This is a genomic window from Pseudosporangium ferrugineum (genome assembly GCF_003002065.1).
GTDB classification, from domain to species: Bacteria; Actinomycetota; Actinomycetes; order Mycobacteriales; family Micromonosporaceae; genus Actinoplanes; species Actinoplanes ferrugineus_A.
In genome coordinates this window covers 1-19,511 of record NZ_PVZG01000002.1, presented here as the reverse complement: position 1 = coordinate 19,511, position 19,511 = coordinate 1, and the positions used below count along the sequence as shown (strand labels likewise).

At 73.4% G+C, this 19,511-nt stretch carries 22 protein-coding genes and 2 pseudogenes; 12 read left to right on the top strand and 12 right to left on the bottom strand.

Annotation, left to right across the window (positions count from 1 at the left end):
* Positions 1-92: 92 nt before the first annotated feature.
* A complete protein-coding gene (locus CLV70_RS04360) occupies positions 93-1,661 on the top strand; it encodes an acetolactate synthase large subunit (RefSeq protein WP_106125064.1) in 1,569 nt (522 codons plus the stop codon).
* Positions 1,658-1,894, top strand: coding sequence for an NAD(P)-dependent oxidoreductase (locus CLV70_RS04355; protein ID WP_211303627.1), 237 nt, complete (start codon positions 1,658-1,660; stop codon positions 1,892-1,894). Before CLV70_RS04360 ends, CLV70_RS04355 begins: the two co-directional genes overlap by 4 nt.
* Here the strand turns inward: CLV70_RS04355 and CLV70_RS04350 are convergent.
* Positions 1,891-2,790 carry a LysR family transcriptional regulator gene (locus CLV70_RS04350; RefSeq protein ID WP_106125063.1) on the bottom strand — a complete coding sequence of 300 codons (900 nt, stop codon included), beginning with the start codon at positions 2,788-2,790 and terminating at the stop codon, positions 1,891-1,893. The genes CLV70_RS04355 and CLV70_RS04350 overlap by 4 nt on opposite strands.
* 69 nt (positions 2,791-2,859) lie before the next feature.
* Positions 2,860-4,095, bottom strand: a complete 1,236-nt coding sequence (locus CLV70_RS04345; protein WP_106125062.1) for a serine hydrolase domain-containing protein — start codon at positions 4,093-4,095, stop codon at positions 2,860-2,862.
* Between the two features lie 92 nt (positions 4,096-4,187).
* Between CLV70_RS04345 and CLV70_RS04340 the strand changes: the two genes are divergently transcribed.
* Positions 4,188-5,000: a helix-turn-helix transcriptional regulator gene (locus CLV70_RS04340; RefSeq protein ID WP_106125061.1), complete on the top strand. Its 813-nt coding sequence runs from the start codon at positions 4,188-4,190 to the stop codon at positions 4,998-5,000.
* 24 nt (positions 5,001-5,024) lie between these two features.
* Here CLV70_RS04340 and CLV70_RS04335 read toward each other — a convergent pair whose 3' ends face one another.
* The 4 genes from CLV70_RS04335 to CLV70_RS04320 all read right to left on the bottom strand — a co-directional run bounded on the left by CLV70_RS04335 (position 5,025) and on the right by CLV70_RS04320 (position 8,782).
* A complete protein-coding gene (locus tag CLV70_RS04335) occupies positions 5,025-5,702 on the bottom strand; it encodes a response regulator (RefSeq protein WP_106125060.1) in 678 nt (225 codons plus the stop codon).
* The gene (locus CLV70_RS04330) at positions 5,699-6,940 is read right to left on the bottom strand and encodes a sensor histidine kinase (protein ID WP_245908026.1); all 1,242 of its coding nucleotides are present in this window, start codon (positions 6,938-6,940) and stop codon (positions 5,699-5,701) included. Before CLV70_RS04330 ends, CLV70_RS04335 begins: the two co-directional genes overlap by 4 nt.
* A gap of 73 nt (positions 6,941-7,013) precedes the next feature.
* Positions 7,014-7,859: an ABC-2 transporter permease gene (locus CLV70_RS04325; RefSeq protein ID WP_211303626.1), complete on the bottom strand. Its 846-nt coding sequence runs from the start codon at positions 7,857-7,859 to the stop codon at positions 7,014-7,016.
* Positions 7,856-8,782, bottom strand: coding sequence for an ABC transporter ATP-binding protein (locus tag CLV70_RS04320; protein ID WP_106125058.1), 927 nt, complete (start codon positions 8,780-8,782; stop codon positions 7,856-7,858). Before CLV70_RS04320 ends, CLV70_RS04325 begins: the two co-directional genes overlap by 4 nt.
* A 147-nt stretch (positions 8,783-8,929) precedes the next feature.
* Between CLV70_RS04320 and CLV70_RS04315 the strand changes: the two genes are divergently transcribed.
* Positions 8,930-9,403: a hypothetical protein gene (locus CLV70_RS04315; protein ID WP_106125057.1), complete on the top strand. Its 474-nt coding sequence runs from the start codon at positions 8,930-8,932 to the stop codon at positions 9,401-9,403.
* A gap of 118 nt (positions 9,404-9,521) precedes the next feature.
* On the opposite strand, the gene CLV70_RS04310 is transcribed toward CLV70_RS04315, so the two are convergent.
* Entirely contained in the window at positions 9,522-9,764 is a 243-nt protein-coding gene (locus tag CLV70_RS04310) for a hypothetical protein (protein ID WP_106125056.1), read from the bottom strand.
* A gap of 65 nt (positions 9,765-9,829) precedes the next feature.
* On the opposite strand from CLV70_RS04310, the pseudogene CLV70_RS04305 reads away from it, so the two are divergent.
* Positions 9,830-10,168 (top strand): annotated as a pseudogene (locus CLV70_RS04305) (hypothetical protein); the annotation flags it as partial.
* Between the two features lie 40 nt (positions 10,169-10,208).
* Positions 10,209-10,715, top strand: a pseudogene (locus tag CLV70_RS04300) (nucleotidyl transferase AbiEii/AbiGii toxin family protein); the annotation flags it as partial.
* Between the two features lie 38 nt (positions 10,716-10,753).
* On the opposite strand, the gene CLV70_RS04295 reads toward CLV70_RS04300, so the two are convergent.
* On the bottom strand, positions 10,754-11,161 hold the full coding sequence (locus CLV70_RS04295) for a TIGR03618 family F420-dependent PPOX class oxidoreductase (RefSeq protein ID WP_106125054.1): 408 nt from the start codon (positions 11,159-11,161) through the stop codon (positions 10,754-10,756).
* Between the two features lie 22 nt (positions 11,162-11,183).
* Positions 11,184-12,167 (bottom strand): aldo/keto reductase, encoded by a 984-nt coding sequence (locus tag CLV70_RS04290; RefSeq protein WP_106125053.1) that lies wholly within the window; start codon positions 12,165-12,167, stop codon positions 11,184-11,186.
* A 112-nt stretch (positions 12,168-12,279) separates the two neighbouring features.
* Here CLV70_RS04290 and CLV70_RS04285 point away from each other — a divergent pair, with 112 nt between their 5' ends.
* Positions 12,280-13,467, top strand: a complete 1,188-nt coding sequence (locus CLV70_RS04285; protein WP_106125052.1) for a glycoside hydrolase family 183 protein — start codon at positions 12,280-12,282, stop codon at positions 13,465-13,467.
* A gap of 95 nt (positions 13,468-13,562) precedes the next feature.
* Here CLV70_RS04285 and CLV70_RS04280 read toward each other — a convergent pair whose 3' ends face one another.
* Positions 13,563-14,243, bottom strand: coding sequence for a TetR/AcrR family transcriptional regulator (locus CLV70_RS04280; RefSeq protein WP_211303625.1), 681 nt, complete (start codon positions 14,241-14,243; stop codon positions 13,563-13,565).
* 84 nt (positions 14,244-14,327) lie between these two features.
* Between CLV70_RS04280 and CLV70_RS04275 the strand changes: the two genes are divergently transcribed.
* Both CLV70_RS04275 and CLV70_RS04270 read left to right on the top strand, forming a co-directional pair.
* Positions 14,328-15,458 carry an FAD-dependent oxidoreductase gene (locus tag CLV70_RS04275; RefSeq protein ID WP_106125051.1) on the top strand — a complete coding sequence of 377 codons (1,131 nt, stop codon included), beginning with the start codon at positions 14,328-14,330 and terminating at the stop codon, positions 15,456-15,458.
* Between the two features lie 19 nt (positions 15,459-15,477).
* Entirely contained in the window at positions 15,478-16,323 is an 846-nt protein-coding gene (locus CLV70_RS04270) for a VOC family protein (protein ID WP_106125050.1), read from the top strand.
* 23 nt (positions 16,324-16,346) lie between these two features.
* Here CLV70_RS04270 and CLV70_RS04265 read toward each other — a convergent pair whose 3' ends face one another.
* Entirely contained in the window at positions 16,347-16,676 is a 330-nt protein-coding gene (locus CLV70_RS04265) for a DUF4267 domain-containing protein (protein WP_281260431.1), read from the bottom strand.
* Positions 16,677-16,904: 228 nt separating this feature from the next.
* On the opposite strand from CLV70_RS04265, the gene CLV70_RS40785 reads away from it, so the two are divergent.
* The 3 genes from CLV70_RS40785 to CLV70_RS04250 are packed head-to-tail and all read left to right on the top strand — an operon-like array spanning position 16,905 to position 18,656.
* Entirely contained in the window at positions 16,905-17,192 is a 288-nt protein-coding gene (locus CLV70_RS40785) for a TetR-like C-terminal domain-containing protein (protein ID WP_245908079.1), read from the top strand.
* Positions 17,193-17,244: 52 nt separating this feature from the next.
* Positions 17,245-18,213 (top strand): AraC-like ligand-binding domain-containing protein, encoded by a 969-nt coding sequence (locus CLV70_RS04255; RefSeq protein ID WP_245908024.1) that lies wholly within the window; start codon positions 17,245-17,247, stop codon positions 18,211-18,213.
* Between the two features lie 2 nt (positions 18,214-18,215).
* Positions 18,216-18,656, top strand: a complete 441-nt coding sequence (locus CLV70_RS04250; RefSeq protein ID WP_158277699.1) for an SgcJ/EcaC family oxidoreductase — start codon at positions 18,216-18,218, stop codon at positions 18,654-18,656.
* Between the two features lie 161 nt (positions 18,657-18,817).
* On the opposite strand, the gene CLV70_RS38950 is transcribed toward CLV70_RS04250, so the two are convergent.
* Complete coding sequence (locus CLV70_RS38950) at positions 18,818-19,345, bottom strand: hypothetical protein (protein WP_146163952.1); 528 nt, start codon at positions 19,343-19,345, stop codon at positions 18,818-18,820.
* Between the last annotated feature and the right edge of the window lie 166 nt (positions 19,346-19,511).

Below are 19,511 nucleotides of genomic sequence, written 5' to 3'. Positions count from 1 at the left end.
CGCCTGGGCAAACGGTGCAAAGGCCCTGCACCAACGGCCCACCGGTTCGCCGTTGACGATCTTGGGTTGCTAGCTTCGGCGCGGAGGTGCGGATGAGCGGGATGACCGGCGCCGAGGCGATGGCCCGTACGCTGATCGGTGGCGGGGTGGAGGTCTGCTTCGCCAATCCGGGAACGTCGGAGATGCACTTCGTGGCGGCCCTGGACCGGCTGCCCGCGCTGCGCGGCGTGCTGTGCCTCTTCGAGGGCGTCGCCACCGGGGCCGCCGACGGGTACGGCCGGATGGCCCGGCGCCCGGCCACCACGCTGCTGCATCTCGGTCCCGGGCTGGCCAACGGCGTCGCGAACCTGCACAACGCCCGGCGGGCCGGCACGCCGATCGTGAACCTGGTCGGCGATCACGCCCTCGGCCACAAGCCGCTCGACTCGCTGCTCGAGTCGGACATCGACGCGCTCGCCGGCACCGTGTCGGCCTGGCTGCGGCGCTCCTCGACGGTGGACGGGCTCGGCACGGACGTCGCCGCCGCCGTCGCGGCATCGCTGGCGCCCGGTGGCACCGGCCCGGACCGCACGGGCACGTCGGGAGCGATCGCCACGCTGGTCGTACCGGCGGACCTGTCCTGGTCGGCGCCGGCCCGCCTGGCACCGCCGGAGCCAGTCGCGGCCCCCGCGGCGCCGTCCCCGGTGGAGCTCGATCCGGTCGCCGCCGTGCTGCGCTCCGGGGAGCCGGTCGCGCTGCTGCTGGACGGTACGGCGCTGAGCGGACCCGGCCTGCGCGCGGCGGGCCGCATCGCCCGGGCGACCGGGGCGCGACTGCTGTCGCGCAACTGGCCGGCCCGGCAGCGGCGCGGCGCCGGGGTGCCGCTCACCGAACCGCTCGCCTACCGCGGGGAGCAGATCACCGCGCAGCTCACCGGCGTGCGGCACCTCGTCCTGGCCGGCGCGCGGGAACCGGTGACCTCGTTCGCGTATCCGGGGCGTACCGGGCGGCCGACGCCCGCGGGCACCCGGATCCACGCGCTGCCGGCGGACTTCCTGGAGGCGCTGGCCGACGAGGTCGCGCCGGGCGTGACCCCCGTCGTGGCCCGGCTGGACCCGCCGCCGCTGCCGCCGGGCGAACTGACCGCCGGCAACTGGGCGGCGGTCGTCGGGGCGCTGCTGCCCGAGGAGGCCATCGTGTGCGACGAGTCCATCACCGCCGGCCTGACCACCCTGCACACCGCCACCGCCTCGTCGCCGCCGCACGACGTGCTGGGCCTGACCGGGCTGTCGATCGGCCAGGGACTGCCCGTCGCGCTCGGCGCCGCGATGGCCTGCCCCGACCGCCCGGTGGTCTGCCTGGAGGCCGACGGCAGCGCCATGTACACGCTCCAGGCACTGTGGAGCCACGCGCGCGAACAGCTCGACATCACGACGGTCATCCTCAACAACCGGGCGTACGCGATCCTCCGGGGCGAGCTCGACCGGGTGGGTGCGGGTGCCGCGGCGGCGGGGCTGGCCGACCTGTCCCGGCCGGACCTCGACTTCGTGTCCCTGGCCACCGGCCTGGGCGTGCCCGCCACCCGCGCGTGGACCACCGAGGAGCTCGCCCGGCAGTTCCGCCACGCCCTGAGCGAGCCGGGCCCGCACCTCATCGAGGCGATGCTGCTCCCCGGCGCGTGAGAGGACGCCCGCGGACGGCCGACGGCACGGTGCTCGACGCCGGCGGCACGGTCTTCCACGCCGGGCTGCTCGACCTCGGGCCGGAGAGCCCCGGGCGGCGCACCGTCGGCCTGGCGGACGCGCCCCCGCTGGACTTCTCCGTGCGGATCACCCGCGCGACCGTGGCGGCGGCCATGCTCGACGAGGCCGAGAACCCGCGTTTCCCGGGTGCCGTCGCCGTGCCGCCGGCCTAATCGGTGACGAGGTCCGCGACGGCGGCCCGGACCTGTTCGCGCAGCCACGCGTGCGCGGTGTCGGAGTCGTAGCGCTGGTGCCAGCTGGCGTTGATCGCGGCGGCGGGGAATTCCACCGGCGCCGGGCGGGTGATCAGCCCGAAGGCGTCGAGGAGCGGACGGCTGATCACCGCCGTGGTGGTCACCAGCACGTCGCTGCGGCTCGCCACGTGCAGGGCCATGGTGCCGGTGGCGACGGCGGCCACCACGCGGCGGCGCAGGCCCTCGGCCGCCAGCACCTCGTCGACGGGGGCGGTGAGCCGGCCGCGCCGGGACACGTGCACGTGCGGCTGGGCCGCGTACGAGGCCAGGTGCAGGCCCTCGGCGCACGGGTGGCCCCGGCGCATCGCGACGACGAGGGGGTCGTGCCCCAGGTTCTCCGACCGGAATTCCGGCAGGCTCGGCCGTCCCTCGCCCAACTCCAGATCCACCCGGCCGCGCCGCAGGTCGTCGGTGTCGGTGGCGTTCTCGGCGAGGATCCGCAGGCTCGCCCGGGGTGCGCGCTCCATGATCCGGCCGAGCAGCAGCGGCGCCAGCGCCGTGGCGAGCAGGTCGTGGCACTGGAGCGTGAACGTACGGTCGAGCTCGTCGAGGTGCAGCTCGCGGCTCGGCACGAGGACGTCGTGGGCCTGGCGTACCAGCCGGTGCACGTCCTCCCGGATCGCCGTCGCGTACGGCGTGGGCATCATCGTGCGGCCGGTGCGCACCAGGATGTCGTCGCCCGTGAGCTTGCGCAGCCGGCCCAGGGTGCGGCTGACCGCGGGCGACGACAGGTGCAGCCGCTCGGCCGCACCCATCACGCTGCCCTCCTCCAGCAGGGCGTCCAGCGCGATCAGCAGGTTCAGGTCAAGATGCATGGCAGTAAATCTTACTCAGCAAAGGATGCAGCTGCGTCAAGTCGCGTCCTCGCAGGACGTCCGGAGAGGTCAGCGCCGGGCGGCGGCACGGGCCCGCCGGTCGGGGCGTTGCGGCATCTCGCCCAGCACCCCGGCGAACAGCGCGTCGCGCAGCGCCACCTCGCGCGGGTCGTCCCACAGGTGGAAGCCGGTGCGGTTCATCGCGTAGGCGAAGCCCGTACCCGTGTCGGGGTCCGCGAAGGCGAAGGACCCGCCCAGGCCCATCGTGCCGAAGGCCGTGCCGGACGCGGAGCCGAAGCGGAACGCGGGGAAGGGCTTCACATAGCCGAGGGAGAACCGGGTCGGCACCCGCAGCACCTCGTCGGTGAGCCCCCGCGAGGGCGGCTCCGCCGGGTTCCTGAGCTCGTCGAGCGTCGCCGCGGTGAGGCCCAGCCCGGCGCCCCCGGTCGCCGCGTCCCCGTAGAGCTTGGCGACGGAACGCACCAGGCCGATCCCGTTGACGGCGGGAATCTCCGCGGCCTGGACGTCCGGCCGGTTGATGTTGTCCGGCTCGCCCAGCACCCGCGGGTTGCGGAAGGCGCGGGCGCTCAGGCTGCGCGGGTTGAAGAAGGCGCGGACGAAGGACGGCGGCATCGCGTTCAGGTGCAGCATCATCTGCCAGGGCCGGAAGCCGTGGATGCGGGCGATCCGGCCGCGGTCGGTGCCCGCCGGCAGGCCGATGTGGAAGTCCAGGCCGAGCGGCGCCGCCACCTCCTCGGCGAAGAACCGGCCCAGGCGGCGTCCCCGCGGGTCGGCCCGGCTGACGAGTTCGCTCTCGTACCAGCCGAGCGAGGTGCCGTGGTAGCCGTGGCGTTCGCCCGGGGTCCACGCCGGACGCTGCTGCGCCAGCACGGCCGAGAGCGCCGGCGAGCCGGACAGGTCGCGCAGCTCCAGCGGCCGGTCGATGACCGGCAGCCCGGCCTGATGGGACAGGAGCTGGCGTACGGTCACCGCCTCCTTGCCCGCGGCCGCGAACTCGGGCCAGTAGGACGCCACCCGCCGGTCGTAGTCGAGCTGCCCGCGCGAGTGCAGCACCGCGAGGGTCGTCGACGACACACCCTTGGTCGTCGAGAAGACCGGCACCATCGTGTCGCGCTCCCACGGCGCGCGGGTGGTGCCGTCGCGGTAGCCGCCCCAGAGGTCGACCACCTTGCGTCCGTCGCGGTAGACCGCGCAGGCCGCGCCGATCTCGCCCCGCTGCGTGAAGTTGCGCCGGAACGCGTCGGCCACCGGGCCGTAGCCCTCGTCCACCGCTGCGTCGATCATGCCGGAACGGTGGCACGGCGGGCAGGTCGCTGCCAGGGACGCACAATCCCTGGGAAGTTGACGGCATCGGGTGGTCCTGGGACATTCGCGCCATGGATCGCGAGGAACTGGCGGATTTTCTGCGCTACCGTCGCGCCGCGCTCGTGCCCGACCGCCCGGCCGGCCGCAAGACCCGTGGCCTGCGCCGGGAGGAGGTCGCCGCGCGGGCGTTCATCTCGGCCGACTACTACACCCGGCTGGAGCAGCGGCGCGGCCCGCGACCCTCGCCGGAGGTCGCGGCGGCGCTCTCCCGGGCGCTCGAGCTGACCACCGACGAACGCGACCACCTGTTCCGCCTGATCGGCCACAACCCGCCGCAGGACGCCCCGGAGCCGGACGGCGCCGATCCGGGCCTGCGCCGGGTGCTGCACGCGCTCGACCGCAGCCCCGCGATGGTCGTCTCGAACCTGGGCCGGACGCTGCTGCAGAACGACCTGGCGCTGGCCCTGTTCGGCGACCAGACGCAGCATGAGGGGCCGGCCGCCAGCGGCTATTTCCGCTGGTTCACGATGCCGGAGGAGCGCGGCCTCTATCCGCCGGACATCCACGAGCAGCAGAGTGCGACCTATGTGGCCGCCGTCCGGGCGGCGGCGGATCTGGAGCCCGACCCGGCCGAGGGGGCCCGGCTGATCGCCGCGCTGCGGGCACACAGCCCCGAGTTCCGTCGCCTGTGGGAGCACCACGAGGTGCGGATCTGCCGTCAGGAGACGACGTCGCTGCTGCACCCCGCGGCGGGCCGGCTGGACTTCGACTGCGAGGTCGTCTTCAGCGACAGCGGCCGGCAGCGCCTGCTCATCTTCACCCCGCGCGACGACACCACGGTCCGAGCCATGGAACTGGTGCAGCCTAGGGCGAGGGCGAGATGAGCGTCGGCGAGGTGGCCGGCAGGCTCAGCCCGGACGCTGCGGCCGGGTGAGGCCCTGGTCGTACGCGAAGATCACGGCCTGGACCCGGTCCCGGGCGCCGACCTTGGCGAGCACCCGGCCGACGTGGGTCTTGACCGTGGATTCGGAGAGCACCAGCCGCTCGGCGATCTCCCCGTTGGTCCACCCGCGGCCGATCGCGACCAGGATCTCCCGTTCGCGCTCCGTCAGGGTGGCGAGCCGCGGGTCGGCCGGCGGCCGGGTGCCGTCCGGTCCGTCGCCGAGCCGGCCGGCGAACGCGTCGAGCAGGCGCCGGGTCAGGACCGGCGCGATCACCGCGTCGCCCGCGGCGACGGCCCGGATGCCGGCCAGCAGCTCCTCCGGGTACGCGTCCTTGAGCAGGAAACCGCTGGCACCGGCCCGGAGCGCGGCGTGCACGTACTCGTCGAGGTCGAACGTCGTGAGCATGAGGATGTGCGACCGGCCGCCGTCCGCGACGATCCGGCGGGTCGCCTCGATGCCGTCCATGCCGGGCATCCGTACGTCCATCAGCACCACGTCGGGATGCAGCTCGGTGGCCTGACGCACGGCCTCGGCACCGTTCTGGGCCTCGCCGACCACCTCGGTGTCCGGGTGGCTGTCGAGCAGCATCCGGAAGCCGAAGCGTTGCAGCGGCTGGTCGTCGACGATGAGCACGGTGATCATGCCGTTCCGCCCTCCGCGTCGAGGTCGGCGGTCACCGTCCAGCCGCCGCCGGGCGCCGGGCCGGCCGTGACCGTGCCGCCGTACAGGGCGGCGCGCTCGCGCAGCCCGATGAGTCCGTGACCCTCACCGGCAGAGGGTACGGGCTGCTCGCCGGGCGGCGGGCCGGAGTCGCCGACCGTGATCCGCAGGCGGCCGCCCTCGACCCGCACCATCAGGTGGATCCGGGTGCGCGGACCGGCGTGCCGCAGCGCGTTGGTCAGCGCCTCCTGCGCGATGCGGTACGCGGTCAGCTGCACGCCCGTGTCGAGGGCGTCGAGGGCACCGCTGCTCTGATACTCGACCTGCGGCCCGGCGGCGCGGATCCGGCGGCACAGGGAGTCGAGGTCGGCCACCCGCGGCTGCGGGCTGAGGTTCGGCTCGTCGGTCTGCTCGCGCAGCACGCCCAGCATCCGCCGCAACTCGGCGAGGGAACCGCGGCCGGTCTCGGCGATCAGCCGCAGCGTCTCGGCACCGCGCTCGGGCGACGTGCCCGCCGCGTACCGGCCGCCGTCCGCCAGCGTGATGATCACCGAGAGGCTGTGGCCGACGATGTCGTGCATCTCGCGGGCGACCCGGGCCCGCTCGGTGGCCGCCGCCAGCCGGCTGCGCTGGTCGCGTTCGGTCTCCAGCTGGGCGGCCCGCTCCCGCAGCGCGGCGACCTGCGCGCGGCGCACGCGGATCGCGAAGCCGAGCGCGGCGGCGGCCGTGCCGAAGCTGCCGACGATGAACAGCACGTCCTGGACCGGTACGTCGCCGGCCAGTCGCGCCACGATCACGACCACCGCCACGGCCAGCCCCGGCACGGCCCAGAGCAGGCGATGGAGCCGGCCGTGCAGCACCAGGCTGTAGACGGCGACCAGCACGGCGACGTCGGCGCGCAGCAGCACCCCGGCGGCCCACTCGGCCACGAAGACGGCGAGGACGACGTGGAGCACGGCCATCGGGGCCCGGCGGCGCCACCACAGCGGCACGATGAGGGCGGCCTGGCACAGGATCATCTGCGGGCGGGGCGGGTCGGTGAAGACGACCGGTGCCTGCGACGGCCGGTGGTCCTGGATGAGGTCGGGCACGCAGAACACCAGGACGATCGCCAGCAGGACGGCCGTGTCCGGCACCCACGGGTGCTCGGCCGTCCACTGCCGCAGGCGGCGCCCGTACCGGAACAGCCGGGTGTCGGCCAGCCCGTGCTCGCTGATCATGAACTCATCCTCCGGCATGGGCCGCGGACGGCACCCGGCCGAGCCGGATGCCGCCTCGCACGGGACCCCGAGATCAGGCGTCCGAGCGCATCAGCCGGTACGCGGCCCCGCCGAGCGCGAGGACCGTCCAGCCGAGCAGGACCGCGAGCCCCGCCCCGGCCGACAGCGTGCCGGCGGAGTGCTGCATCGCGGTCATCGCGTCGCCGGCGCTGCTGGGCAGGTACGGGTTGAGGTCGTCACGCCACGCCTGCGGCAGGAGCGACATCAGCCCGGGCACCAGCATGAACGTGCCGACCAGGGCCGAGATGCCGCCGGCGGTCGAGCGCAGCAGGGTGCCGAGGGCGACGCCGATGACGCCGACCAGCCCCAGGTAGACGCCCGTGCCGAGCAGGCCGCGCACGACGCCGTCGGCCGAGAGCGCCAGCTCCGCCGGGGTGCCGTCGAGCACGCCGCTGCTGATGAGGAAGCCGATGAAGGCACCGGCCGTGGCGGCGACGAACGCGAGGACCCCGTACACCGCGGCCTTGGTCCACAGCACCGGCAGGCGGCGCGGCACCGCCGCCAGGGTCGAGCGGATCATGCCGGACGAATACTCGCCCGACGCGGTCAGCACCCCGAGCACGCCCAGGGCGATCAGGGAGAAGGGCACCCCGAAGAGCGCGAGACTGTACGCGGTGGAGTCGGCGAAATCCGGATCCATCTGCGCCGAGCCCAGCATCGACTCGTAGCGCAGCGCCGCGATGGTGCCGAAGCCGAGCAGGAACAGCAGCCCGATGCCGAGCGTGATCCAGGTCGACCGCAGCGACCACAGCTTCGACCACTCGGAGCGCAGCACCCCCCGGGCGGTCACCCGGACGCGCGGATCCACGGCCCGGACCGGGGTGGCCTCGACGGGCCGGGTGTCGGTGGCGACGCTCATGCCGCCCTCCCCGGGACGGTCGCCGAGTGGTACTCGACGGATTCTCTGGTCAGTTCCATGAAGGCCTCCTCGAGGGAAACGGTCTTGGCGGTCAGCTCGAACAGGGCCACGCCGTGCGTGGCCGCCACGAGCCCGATCTCCCGCGCCGACAGCCCGGTGACGCTCAGCTGCTCGGAACCGGGCCGCCCGGTGATCTCCACGCCCGGGCCCGCGAGCAGCCGGCGCAGCTCGGCCGGGTCGGCGCTGGCCACCACGACCGTGTCGCCGCCGGCCTGGAGCACCAGCTCCTGCACGGTGGTGTCGGCCAGCACCCGGCCCCGGCCGACGACGATCAGGTGGTCGGCGACCAGCGCCATCTCGCTCATCAGGTGCGACGAGATGAAGACGGTCCGGCCCTCGGCGGCCAGGCCGGTGAGCAGCGTACGGATCCACAGCACGCCCTCGGGGTCGAGCCCGTTGACCGGCTCGTCGAGCATGACGGTCTGCGGGTCGCCGAGCAGCGCCGCGGCGATGCCCAGCCGCTGGCCCATGCCGAGCGAGAAGGCGCCGGCGCGCTTGCGGGCCACCGACTGCAGGCCGGTCTGCTCGATCACGTCGGACACCCGGCGCCGCGGGATGCCGTGGGTGTGCGCCACGGCCATCAGGTGGTCGAACGCGGACCGCCCCGGATGGATCGACCGCGCCTCCAGCAGCGCGCCGACCTCGTGCAGCGGCGCGGCGTGCCGGGCGTACGGGCGGCCGTTCACGGTCACCGTCCCCGACGTGGGCGCGTCCAGCCCGATGATCATCCGCATGGTGGTGGACTTGCCGGCCCCGTTCGGGCCGAGGAAGCCGGTGACCGCCCCCGGCCGTACGGTGAAGCTCACCCCGTCGACGGCGGTCTTGTCGCCGTAGCGCTTGGTCAGTTGTCGTGCCTCGATCATCGCTTCCCCCTCACCGGTCCGCCGGGTCCCGGCGTCGTGAGGCAAACGCTAGATCCGCCCGGGCGGCGATCCGTCGTACCGCGGTCGGATCTTTGCCCGGGCCGTAGTACCCCGGTACCACCGGCCACCCGTGATCGTTGCCCGGGTATGAGGACGAAGTCGATCGTGGTGCTGGCCTGTCTCGCCGTCGCGTCGCTCGTGGTGCCGCCAGCCGGGGCCGACCCGCTCTCCGGCTTCCCCGGCCTCCTCGACGGCGTGGAGCGGAACCCCGCGGTGGTCGCCGCCATGCGCCCGTACCGGTCCTGCATGAGGAGCCGGTACGGGTACGACGTCGACGAACGCACCGACTTCCTCTTCGCGCCGCGGCTGTCGTACACGGACGCTCCCCTGCCGGGCCACAAGCCCGGCGCGGCCTGGCGGCGCGGCGTCAAGCAGGTCCGGGCCGCGTTCGCCGCCGATGTGGACTGCCGCCTCCCGGCCTACCGGATCGCCATGCGCCTGGTAGCGCCGCGCCTCGCCCCCTGGGAACGCCGGCACCGCGCCGAACTGGCCGCCGTCCGCGAGGCCTGGCGCGAACGCGTCGACCAGGCCCGCTCGCTGCCCCGCACGATCCCCACCTGAACCCCGCCCACCGGCCCCGCGCCCGCTCAGGGGCGCCGCGGCGCTCGCTCGGGCGGGTCCGGCTCGGTGCGCGCTCAGGCGAGACCGGCGCGCAGCCGGGACCGGACGGCGGCGGGATTCAGGCGCTCCGCGAGCCGGTCCCGAGGACCGCGCGGACCGCCGAGCGGAGCAGGTCCAGGTCGTCCACGACCGTGCCGAGGGTGACCAGCGCCACCGGCCGATCGCCGGCGAAGGCGGGGATGCCGGCCGGCGTCCCGGTCTCGTACGCGCTGCTGCCGATAGCCCGACGCTCCCCCAGCTCCCCCTCGGCGCGCTTGCCCGCACCGCCCCACAGACCACCCGACCGGCCTTCACCCCGCACGGCGGATCAGGAAGTAGGCTGGCAGCGTGGGTGAAGGCATTGAACACGCAGATGCGGATGGTGCCCGGCCGCCGGTGGGCTACCTTCCGTACGGTGATCGCAAGCCCTATGTCGTGGCCGACACGCTCGCAGCACTGACCGGGCCGACCCGCGGCGTGGTCACCCTGCCCCCTCATCTCGACTGGTCCGGCCGCGCGAACTACGACCTCGGCCGGCCCGCACGCCTGGCCGGCATGTACAAGGTGGTACTCATCGAGGCCGGCAGCGTCGAAGATCTGAACGCCTGGCTCGACCGCGAACTACTCCTCCGCCTCTGGCCCACCCTCTGGTTGCCGCCGCAGCTCCGGCGCCGCTGGGAGGAACGTTTCCCGGAGCTCGCCGCCACCCGCACGGCAGCCGCATAACAGGTGGACCCTTTTCACGAGCGACTCGTGTTCACCGCATGACCGTCGTGGGGAGTTCGGCGCAGCGGTGACGGCCGTCGTCCGGGCTTACCGCGAGGACGGGGTCGCGGTTGATGTCGAGCGGCGGTACGACACCTTCGCCAGGATGGTGGCGACCGAGGGCAGGCACACGGCCAAGGTGGAACTGGGCGTCGATTGGCGTGCCAACGACCCGATCCTGATGTCCATCGGCCCAGTCCTGCATCCCGATGATGCGGTAGCGAACAAAATGAGCGCGCTCTATGGCCGGGCGTTCGCTCGCGACTTCATCGACATCGATGCCACACTGCGGTCAGGAAAGTACTCCCGCGAAGACCTCCTACGCCTCGCCGAACGAGCCGATTCCGGCTTTGACCGGCGCATCTTCGCCGGCGCCCTGGAGCAGGCCGACGTCCTGGACCCGGCGGACTTCGATCAGTACGGGATTCCGAGCCGAGCGCTGAATGATCTCCGAAGCCGGTTCGCAGCATGGCGACGCGACCTGCTCGGCGAAGCCCCGCCCGAATAAGAGGCGCGTATGCGGGGCGGGGCGGATTCCCGTAGGCGTCAGTGTTCGCTCAGCTCGCCCCAGGCGTGCCAGCGGTCGATCTCGACCTGGACGGTCATCCGGGGGCGTTCGCGGTTGGCGTACGGTTCGCCGAGGTAGTGGCGGGCCAGGCGGTCGATGTCCTTCAGGTCCGTGTCGTCGGCGATGGAGACGGCGCGGCCCTGCACGCTGACGTGGCTGTACCAGTCGGGGGCGAGGACGGTCAGGGAGACGCGCGGGTCCGCGTGCAGGTGCTTGAGCCGGGCGCGTTTCGCGTCGAGGCCGAGGAGGATCCGGCCGTCGTCCTCCAGCAGGTACCAGGTTGCCACCGTGACGGGGCGGCCGTCGGCGGCGACGGTGGCCATGACGGCGGGGAGCGGGCGGCGGAGGAAGGCGGTCAGCTTCGGCGGCAGCGGGGTCGTGGGCATGGGTCGAGCCTAGATCGGCGGCTCAGCGTTCGATCACCTTCATCTGTTCCTCGGTGTGGTGGCCGCCCTCGGCCACGGGCAGCGCGGTCAGGGTCGCGAGCTGCTCGGGGGTGAGGGTGACGGCGTCCGCGGCGGTGTTCTCCTCGACCCGGCTCACCCGCTTGGTGCCGGGGATGGGCACGATGTCGCCGCCCTGGGCGAGCAGCCAGGCGAGGCCGACCTGCGCCGGGGTGACGCCCGCCTCGGCGGCCACCGCCTGCACCTGGTCGGCGATGCGCAGGTTCCGCTGGAAGTTCTCGCCGGTGAAGCGCGGGTGGTGCTTGCGGAAGTCGCTGTCGTCGAGGCGCTCGATGTCGGCCGGGGTACGCAGGGCGCCGGTCAGGAACCCGCGGCCCAGCGGCGAGTACGCCACCAGCCCGATCCCCAGCTCCCGCAGCAGCGGCAGGAGCTCCTCCTGGTCACGGGTCCAGAGGGAGTATTCCGACTGCAGGGCGGTGACGGGGTGCACGGCGTGGGCGCGGCGGATCGTGCCGGCCCAGGCCTCGGAGAGCCCGACGTACCGGATCTTGCCCTCCTGGACCAGCCCGGCGAGCGCGCCCATGGTGTCCTCGATGGGGGTGCCGGGGTCGACCCGGTGCTGGTAGTACAGGTCGATCCGGTCGGTGCCGAGGCGCTTCAGCGAGCCCTCGACCGCGGTGCGGATGTTGGCCGGGCTGCTGTCCAGCCCTCCCGGCACGCGGCCGTCGTGGGAGACGAGGCCGAACTTGGTCGCCAGCACGACCTGGTCGCGGCGGCCCCGCAGGGCGCGCCCGACCAGCTCCTCGTTCACGTACGGCCCGTAGATCTCGGCCGTGTCGATCAGGGTCACCCCCAGCTCGAGGGCACGGTGGACGGTGCGGATCGACTCGGCGTCGTCGCTGCCCGCGCCGCTGTAGCCGTGGGACATGCCCATCGCGCCCAGGCCGATCCGGGCGACCTCGAGCTCACCGAGCTTTGCCGTACGCATGATGTCTCCTCCTGGGGTTTGTCCCAGCCTTTCACGCCCCGGGGAAAAGGCACGGCGAAACGAAGATCCACGCCGGGCGCCGTTCGATTCCCGTCGATGTTAGGGTGCGATCATGCTGGCTCGTGCGCTCGCCGCCGTCGTGCCCCTGCTCGCCGTCACCCTCCTGCCGCCGGCCCCCGCGGTCGCGCGCGCCGCCGACACCCCGGCACCACGGGCCGCGGGTGACACGCGGGCCGGGCTCAGTGACACGCCGGCCGGAGGCGACACGCGGGAGGCCGGCGCCGTGGCGCAGGCGCGGGCCGCGGCGGACGCGGCCGGCTTCGAGGCCCGGTTCCAGGCGAAGAACGACTGGACGTGGAGCGGCGGGGACCAGGTCACCAGCCTGCGCGCCACGAACGGGCTGACCTACTGGTCGTTCGGCGACACCATCATCGGCGAGGAGGATCCGGCGACCGGCGCCTACCGGCCGGGCTGGGAGTTCCTGCCGAACACGATCCTGGTGCAGCGCGGCGACGGGTGGGACGCGACCACCTTCCGCAACGCCGTGCCGGACGCCGCCGACGGGGACCGCTACTGGACGCAGGGCATGTTCCAGGCCGGCGGCTTCCTCTACGTGCTGTGCCAGCGGGTACGCAACACCGATACGTACTTCCAGCTGCGCGGGGCCGAGCTGGCGAAATTCGCGTTCAACGCGGACGGCACCCTGGCGTTCCGCGGCATGTTCGCCACCCCCTCGACGGGCAAGCTGGACGGCGATTCCGCGGCGACCGCCCAGTTCAGCATGGACGCCGTGGTCAGCGGCGCCTACGTGTACGTCTTCGGCTTCGCCAACGCGCCGGGCGACGCGTTCGCACCCCACCGCAGTTACGTCGCGCGGGTGCCGGTCCGCTCGGTGGAGAATTCCGGCGCGTGGCGCTTCCGTGACGCCGCCGGCGCGTGGCAGCCCGACATGGCCCTCGCCGAGCCGATCCTGAAGGCGCAGATCTCCAGCGTCCGCGTGATCGGTGGCCGCTGGGTGCTGGCCTACAAGCCCTGGAACGGCTGGGGCGACACGGTGTACGTCGAGACCCGGTCCCAGCCGTGGGGCAGCGCGATGGGCACGACCACGATCAGCTCACCGGCCGGCACCACGGCGGGCGGGCAGCGCTACCTCACGTATTCGCCGCAGCTGCACCCCGAGCAGGCGCTGGACTCGGGCCGGCTGCTGGTGAGCATCGCCTGGAACGGTGCCGACCTGTCGGACACGGCCAACGACGCGGACCTTTACAAGCCGCGCTTCTACGAGGTCACCCTGCCCTGACCCCGCGCCGCGCCGCGCCGCGCGAGCCGCCCCGCGCAAGCCGCGCCGCCCCACGCAAGCAACGCCGCGCAAGCCGCGCCGATGGGAAGGGCTGGTCAGGCCGGGCCGGGTGGCAGGGCGGCGTTGAGGATGCCGTCGAGCAGCACGTCGAGCGCCCACGCCGCGCGCTCGTCGGGGTCGCCCGAGACCAGCAGGCCGCCGAGGCGGGCGATGTGCGGCATGCGGATGGCATCGATCCCGGCCAGGACGTCCCGGAGGGTGTCGAGGTCGCCGGCGGCGCGCTTCGCCGGCTCCCGGGCGGTGTGCTCGGCGGCGAGCGCGGTCGGGTAGAGCAGCAGCATGTCGACTCCCCACGCGGCCGCCCGGTCGTCCGCGCCGCCCTCGTGCAGCAGGGCCAGGACCGCCTCGACCAGGGCCAGGTAGTTCGGGCCGCTCGGCTGGGTCGACAGCGCCATGCGGGCGAGCTCGGGGCGCGTGGCCAGCACGTTGCGGTAGCCGACCAGCAGGGACCTCACCCGGTCCCGCCAGGTCTCCCCGGTCGCGCCCGCCTCGACGAGCGGGGCGATCAGCGTGTCCAGGATCTGCGCGTGCAGGTCCTCGGTGTCGCGGACGTACACGTACAGCGAGGCGTGGCCGGTGTCGAGCGCGGCGGCCACGCGCCGCATGGTCACCTTGCCCAGGCCCTCGTCGTTCATGATCCGCAGCGCCGTCTCGATGATTCCCTGCCTGGTCAGGGCGGGTTTGGCGGGGCGTTCGCGACGGCTCTGCACACTCACCCGGTCACGCTAGCACGACCATGGTCGCCGTGAACTGCCGTACGACCATGGTCGTTACGACCATGGTCGTGCTACCGTCCGGTCATGACGCAACCCACCATCGCGATCGTCGGGGCGGGCCTCTCGGGCCTCGTCCTCGCCCGCATCCTCCAGCTCCACGGTGCCGACGCCACCGTCTACGAGGGCGACGCCGACGGTGACGCCCGCAGCCAGGGCGGATCCCTCGACATCCACGACGACTCCGGCCAGCTCGCACTGCGGGCGGCCGGACTCTTCGAGCAGTTCCGCGCCCGGGTGCAGCCGCAGGGCGAGCACACCCGGGTCCTCGACCGGAACGGCAAGGTGCACCTCGACGCCGGGCCGCCCGGCGAGGAGGGCGGGCGCCCCGAGATCGACCGGACCGTCCTGCGCCGCCTGCTGCTCGACTCCCTCGACCCGGGCCGGATCGCCTGGGGACACCGGGTCACGGCGGCGGCCACCCGCCCGGACGGCCGGCACGAGCTGACCTTCGCCGACGGCCGCACAACCGCGGCGGACCTGCTGGTCGGCGCCGACGGCACCTGGTCACGGGTACGGCCGCTGCTGTCGGACGCGAAGCCGGCGTACTGCGGCATCACCCACGTGGAGATCCGCATCCCCGACCCGGCCGCGCACCCCGGCCCGGCGGCGACCGTCGGCACCGGCATGATCTTCGCGCTCGGCGGCGACCGGGCGATCATGGGACACGGCGGCGCCCACATCGAGCTCGGCGCCGCGATGCGGGTGCCGCACGACTGGATGACGGCGACGGGCATCGACTGGACGGACCCGGGAGCGGCCCGGGCGACGCTGCTCGCCGAGTACGACGGCTGGGCGCCGGAGCTGACCGAGCTGCTGCGCGTCTGCGACGACTCGTTCGTACCGCGCCGGATCTTCGCGCTGCCCGTCGGTCACCGCTGGGACCGCGTGCCGGGCGTCACCCTGGTCGGGGACGCCGCTCACGTGATGTCCCCGTACGCCGGGGAGGGCGCCAACCTCGCCCTGCTCGACGGCGCCGAACTCGCCCGGGCGCTGCTCGATCACCCGGGCGATCCCGAGGCCGCGCTGGCCGCCTACGAGAGCGACATGTTCGCGCGGGCCGCCGCCTCCGCCGGGGCGTCCGCGCAGGGGCTGGAGATGTGCTTCGGCCCCGAGGCGCCCCTGGAGATCGTCTCCTTCTTCACCGCCCCCCGCTGAACCGTCCCGGAGGAACGTCATGGACAAGAACCTCACCCTCGGCCCGGTGGAGCTGACCGTCGCGGACCTCGCGCGCAGCGTCGCCTACTACACCGAGGCCATCGGCATGCGGTTGCTCGAGAGCGACACCGGGCGGGTGACGGTCGGCGTACCCGGCCGGCCCCTGGCCGTCCTGCGGGAGAACCCCGGGGCGGCACCCGCGCCGCCGTCCGGGCCGGGCCTCAGCCACTTCGCCCCCGCCCTGCCGGCACGCGCGGACCTGGCCCGCTTCGTCCGGCACTACGCGCGCTGGGGAGACCCGAGGCTCATCGACCACACCGTCGCCCAGTCCGCCTACGTCGAGGATCCCGACGGCCACACCGTCGAACTGACCTGCCACCGGCCCCGCGAGGAGTGGCGCTGGCAGGACGGCCGGCCGGCGGCGGTCGCCGATCCGCTGAGCGAGGACCTGCTCCTCGGCGAGGAGGGCGCCGACGAGCCCTACCGCGGCCTGCCCGACGGTACGACCATGGGCCACGTCCAGCTGAAGGCGACCGACGCCGGGCTCACGGCCACCCGGTCGTTCTACTGCGACGTGCTGGGCTTCCGCGTCGTGGCCACCCTCGGCGGGAGTTTCCTCGGCGTCGGCGCCGGCGAGGACGACCGGGCCCAGCTCGTCTTCACCAACCGCTTCGGCCCCGGCAATCCCCGCCCTGTCGCGGGAGAAACGGCCGGGCTGATCGCCGCCGGGCTCGTGTTCTCCGGCACGGCCGAGACCGGAGCACTCCTGGGGCGGCTCTCCGCTGCCCATCACCCGTACCGGATAGAGGCGGGCGTCCTGTCGGTGCGCGACCCGTCGGGCAACCTGCTCCGCTTCGCGGCGTAGGGCCGGCACCGGCGGGCCGTCGCTCAACCGAGCGCCAGGATCAGGCCGGCCGCGACGAGCACGGCGGCCGTGACCCCGTGGACGCCCAGGGCGGTGGCGCGCCTGCCGCCGTTGGTCAGCACGATGACGGCGTCCGCCACCGGCGTGAAGGCCGCGGCGACCAGCGCCCAGCCCAGGGCCGTACGCCCGGCGGCCGCCCAGACGACGAGCAGCACCAGGCCGGAGGCGATGTCGCGGACGCCCTTGATCGCGGTCAGGGCGCGGAGGTTGTCCGCGGCGACGCCGAAGTCGAGCGTGGCACGGGCGGGGGTGAGCAGGAAGCGGGTGCCGAGCCACCCCGACCCGCCCCCGATCTCGCCCTGCGCCGCGATCAGGTCGTCCGCGCCGCCCGCGAGCTCGCCGAGGCCGGCGGCTGGACCGCCGTCACGATGCGCCGCCTCGCCGGCGAACTCGGCGTCACCCAGCCGGTGCTCTACTCGGCCTTCGCCGGCCGCCAGGCCCTCATCGACGCGGTGGCGCTCGCCGGCTTCAGCGACCTCGCGTCGGCCCTCGAGGCGGTGGAGGCCGCACCGATGGCGCGGATGCGCGCCTACCTCGACTTCGCCGCCGCCCACCCCCGCGTCTACGAGGCGATGTTCTCGCTGCCGTCGGGGCTCGCCTTCGCGGCCGACGACACCCCCGCACCGCTCCGGCGTGCCTTCGCGGGCATCCGCGACGCCTTCCCCGACGCCGACGGCACCCGCGCGGAGGTCGCCTGGTCGGCCCTGCACGGGCTGGCTACCCTTCAGGCGAGCGGGCGCCTGCGGGCGGGCCAGGCCCGGGCCCGGCTCGAGCACGCCCACCGCCTGCTCACCCGGGAGATGCCCTGATGACCCACCCCCACCCGGACCTCCGGCTCATCCCGGCGCCGGGGCGGTAGCGGTGTTCACCGACATCGGGGCCTTTCAGGAGATGCTCGTGGCCAGCGGCATGCCGCCGGTCCGCAGCGGGCGGCACGGCTCCGCGGAGTTCCGGGCCGGCATCGTGCGGCGCGACCTGGGGGCTCTCCGGCTGATCGAGCTGGTCACGCCCGAGGGCGAGTGTTTCCGGGACCCTCGGTCCGTCCGAGCGGCGGACGAGGAGTTCTGGCAGATCGAGGTCATGGTGCGCGGGCGCGCGGGCGTGGAGCAGGGCCGCGGCACGGCCGATCTCGGGCCCGCCGACCTGGTTCTCGTCGATCCGGCCCGGCCGGTGCGGTTCGCCAGCACCGCCTCCCGGCACGTGAGCATCCTGGTGCCCCGGCGCGAGCTGCGGCTGCGCCCGGGTGACGCGGCCCGCCTCGCCGGCGTACGGATCAAGGGCGATCGCGGACCGGCGGCCCTGGTGGCGTCGCTGGCGCGGGACCTGGCCCGCTCGGCGCACGGGTTCCGGGACGGCGAGGCGCAGCGCACGGCGGCGGCGGTCACCGAGCTGATCTCCGTGACGCTCCAGGCCAGGCTGGACGACGAGGCGGCCCCGGCTCCGGACCGGGCGATGCGGGACCGCATCGTCGGGCACATCGAGGCCCGACTGTCCGATCCGGACCTGTCACCGCCGGCGCTGGCGGCGGCACACCACATTTCCGTACGCCGGCTGCACAGGCTCTTCGAGGACCAGCCGGAGACGGTCGCGGGCCTGATCCGCCGGCGCCGCCTGGAGCGGTGCCGGGCCGACCTGATGCACGGCAACCGTACGGTCGCTGCCGTCGCCGCCCGCTGGGGTTTCCGCGATCCGGCGTATTTCAGCCGCCTCTTCACGGCGACCTACGGCTGCAACCCGGTGGCGCTGAAGTCCAGCAACCGGGCACGGGATGTCAAGGCGCCCGCACCCGCCCCCGGTGAGGATGGAGGCCACCCCGACCCAGAAGGATGATCATGGAACAGTCGATCGAGGCGATGAGCGCCATCCCGCTGCGCATGTACGAGGCCTGGAACAGCGGGGACGTCGCCGGCTTCTTCGCCGACTTCGCCGAGGACGTGGTGTTCGCGGAGCTCGAGGGAACCATCTACACGAGTCGCACCGAAGCGGTTGCGGCCCACGAGGAACTCCTCGGCACCATGATGAAAGGCTCCCGCCTGGTACGCGGCCACGTCCTGTTCGCCCGCATCGTCAGCCCGGGCGTGGGCGTCGTGCACAGCCGCGTCGGCATCCTCATGCCCGGCGAGGACGAGCCCCCATCGACCCGCTTCTCCATGCAACTCTTCGTCGTGGTGTGGCGCGACGACCGCTGGGTGGTGGCCGCCCTGGAGAACGCCCGGCTCCTCTCCCTGGAATCCATGGCCGCCCTCGAATCCCTCGGCGCCGCCGGCAACTAGCGGCAGCGCCGTTCGGCCAAGGGTTCGAGGCCGGCTGCTGCTGGCACGGGTGTGTGCCGCGCCCGCCACCGCCGGAGCGAGACGCTCCCTGATCCAGCGTCCTCAGCCGCCGGCGGTGAGCGTGCCGGCGAGGCTGGCACGGGGCGAGGCAGGGTCCCATGCTATCCCTGTTCAGGTGGTGACCCAGTCGGCTGATCGCTGCGCACGTCCTTCCAGACCGCCGCGGCTGCCTTCCCGCCGAGCCAGTGCACCAACTGGCGTTCCACCTTCCGGGAGGCGCGCGGCAGCTTCAGAAAGACGTCTCGCGACACGTCCAGACGGCCGTATCCGATTATCTTTGCCTTGCCGACCTCGGTCGACATGCCTTCAACGAGAGCGATCACACGGCATTTCCAGCTCCGGACCGGTTCCTGCTCGAACGAATACGGCAGGAGTACGTACAGGTCTCCGTCTCGCAGAACCACGTCGTTGGCATGCCAGCCAAGGCCGTTACCCTCAGCAGCCTCGATGAGGGCTCGCAGCTGCTGAACATCGACAACACGAATGGCCGACGGCACGGGCAGCCCTGACACGGTCCCGGCCGCGCTCTCGCGACCGGACCACCATGGGCGCCACCACGCTCGACGGCTATGGTTGACGACATTGACCATCGTGTCCGGGTGGATGAGCGGATGGGTGGGGTCATTCATTCTGTTGAGGGCCTCCCGTATCCGATGGCTTCCCTCTTCGGCGACGCCATCGTAGATCCGGCCCGTGGATGGGGAGTGTCAAGTTAACGGCTGATCTTGGTTGTTGAGGTGGTCAGTTGTCGGCCGGAGTGAGCCGGCCTTCAAAGGCGATCTGGAAGGCGTTCAG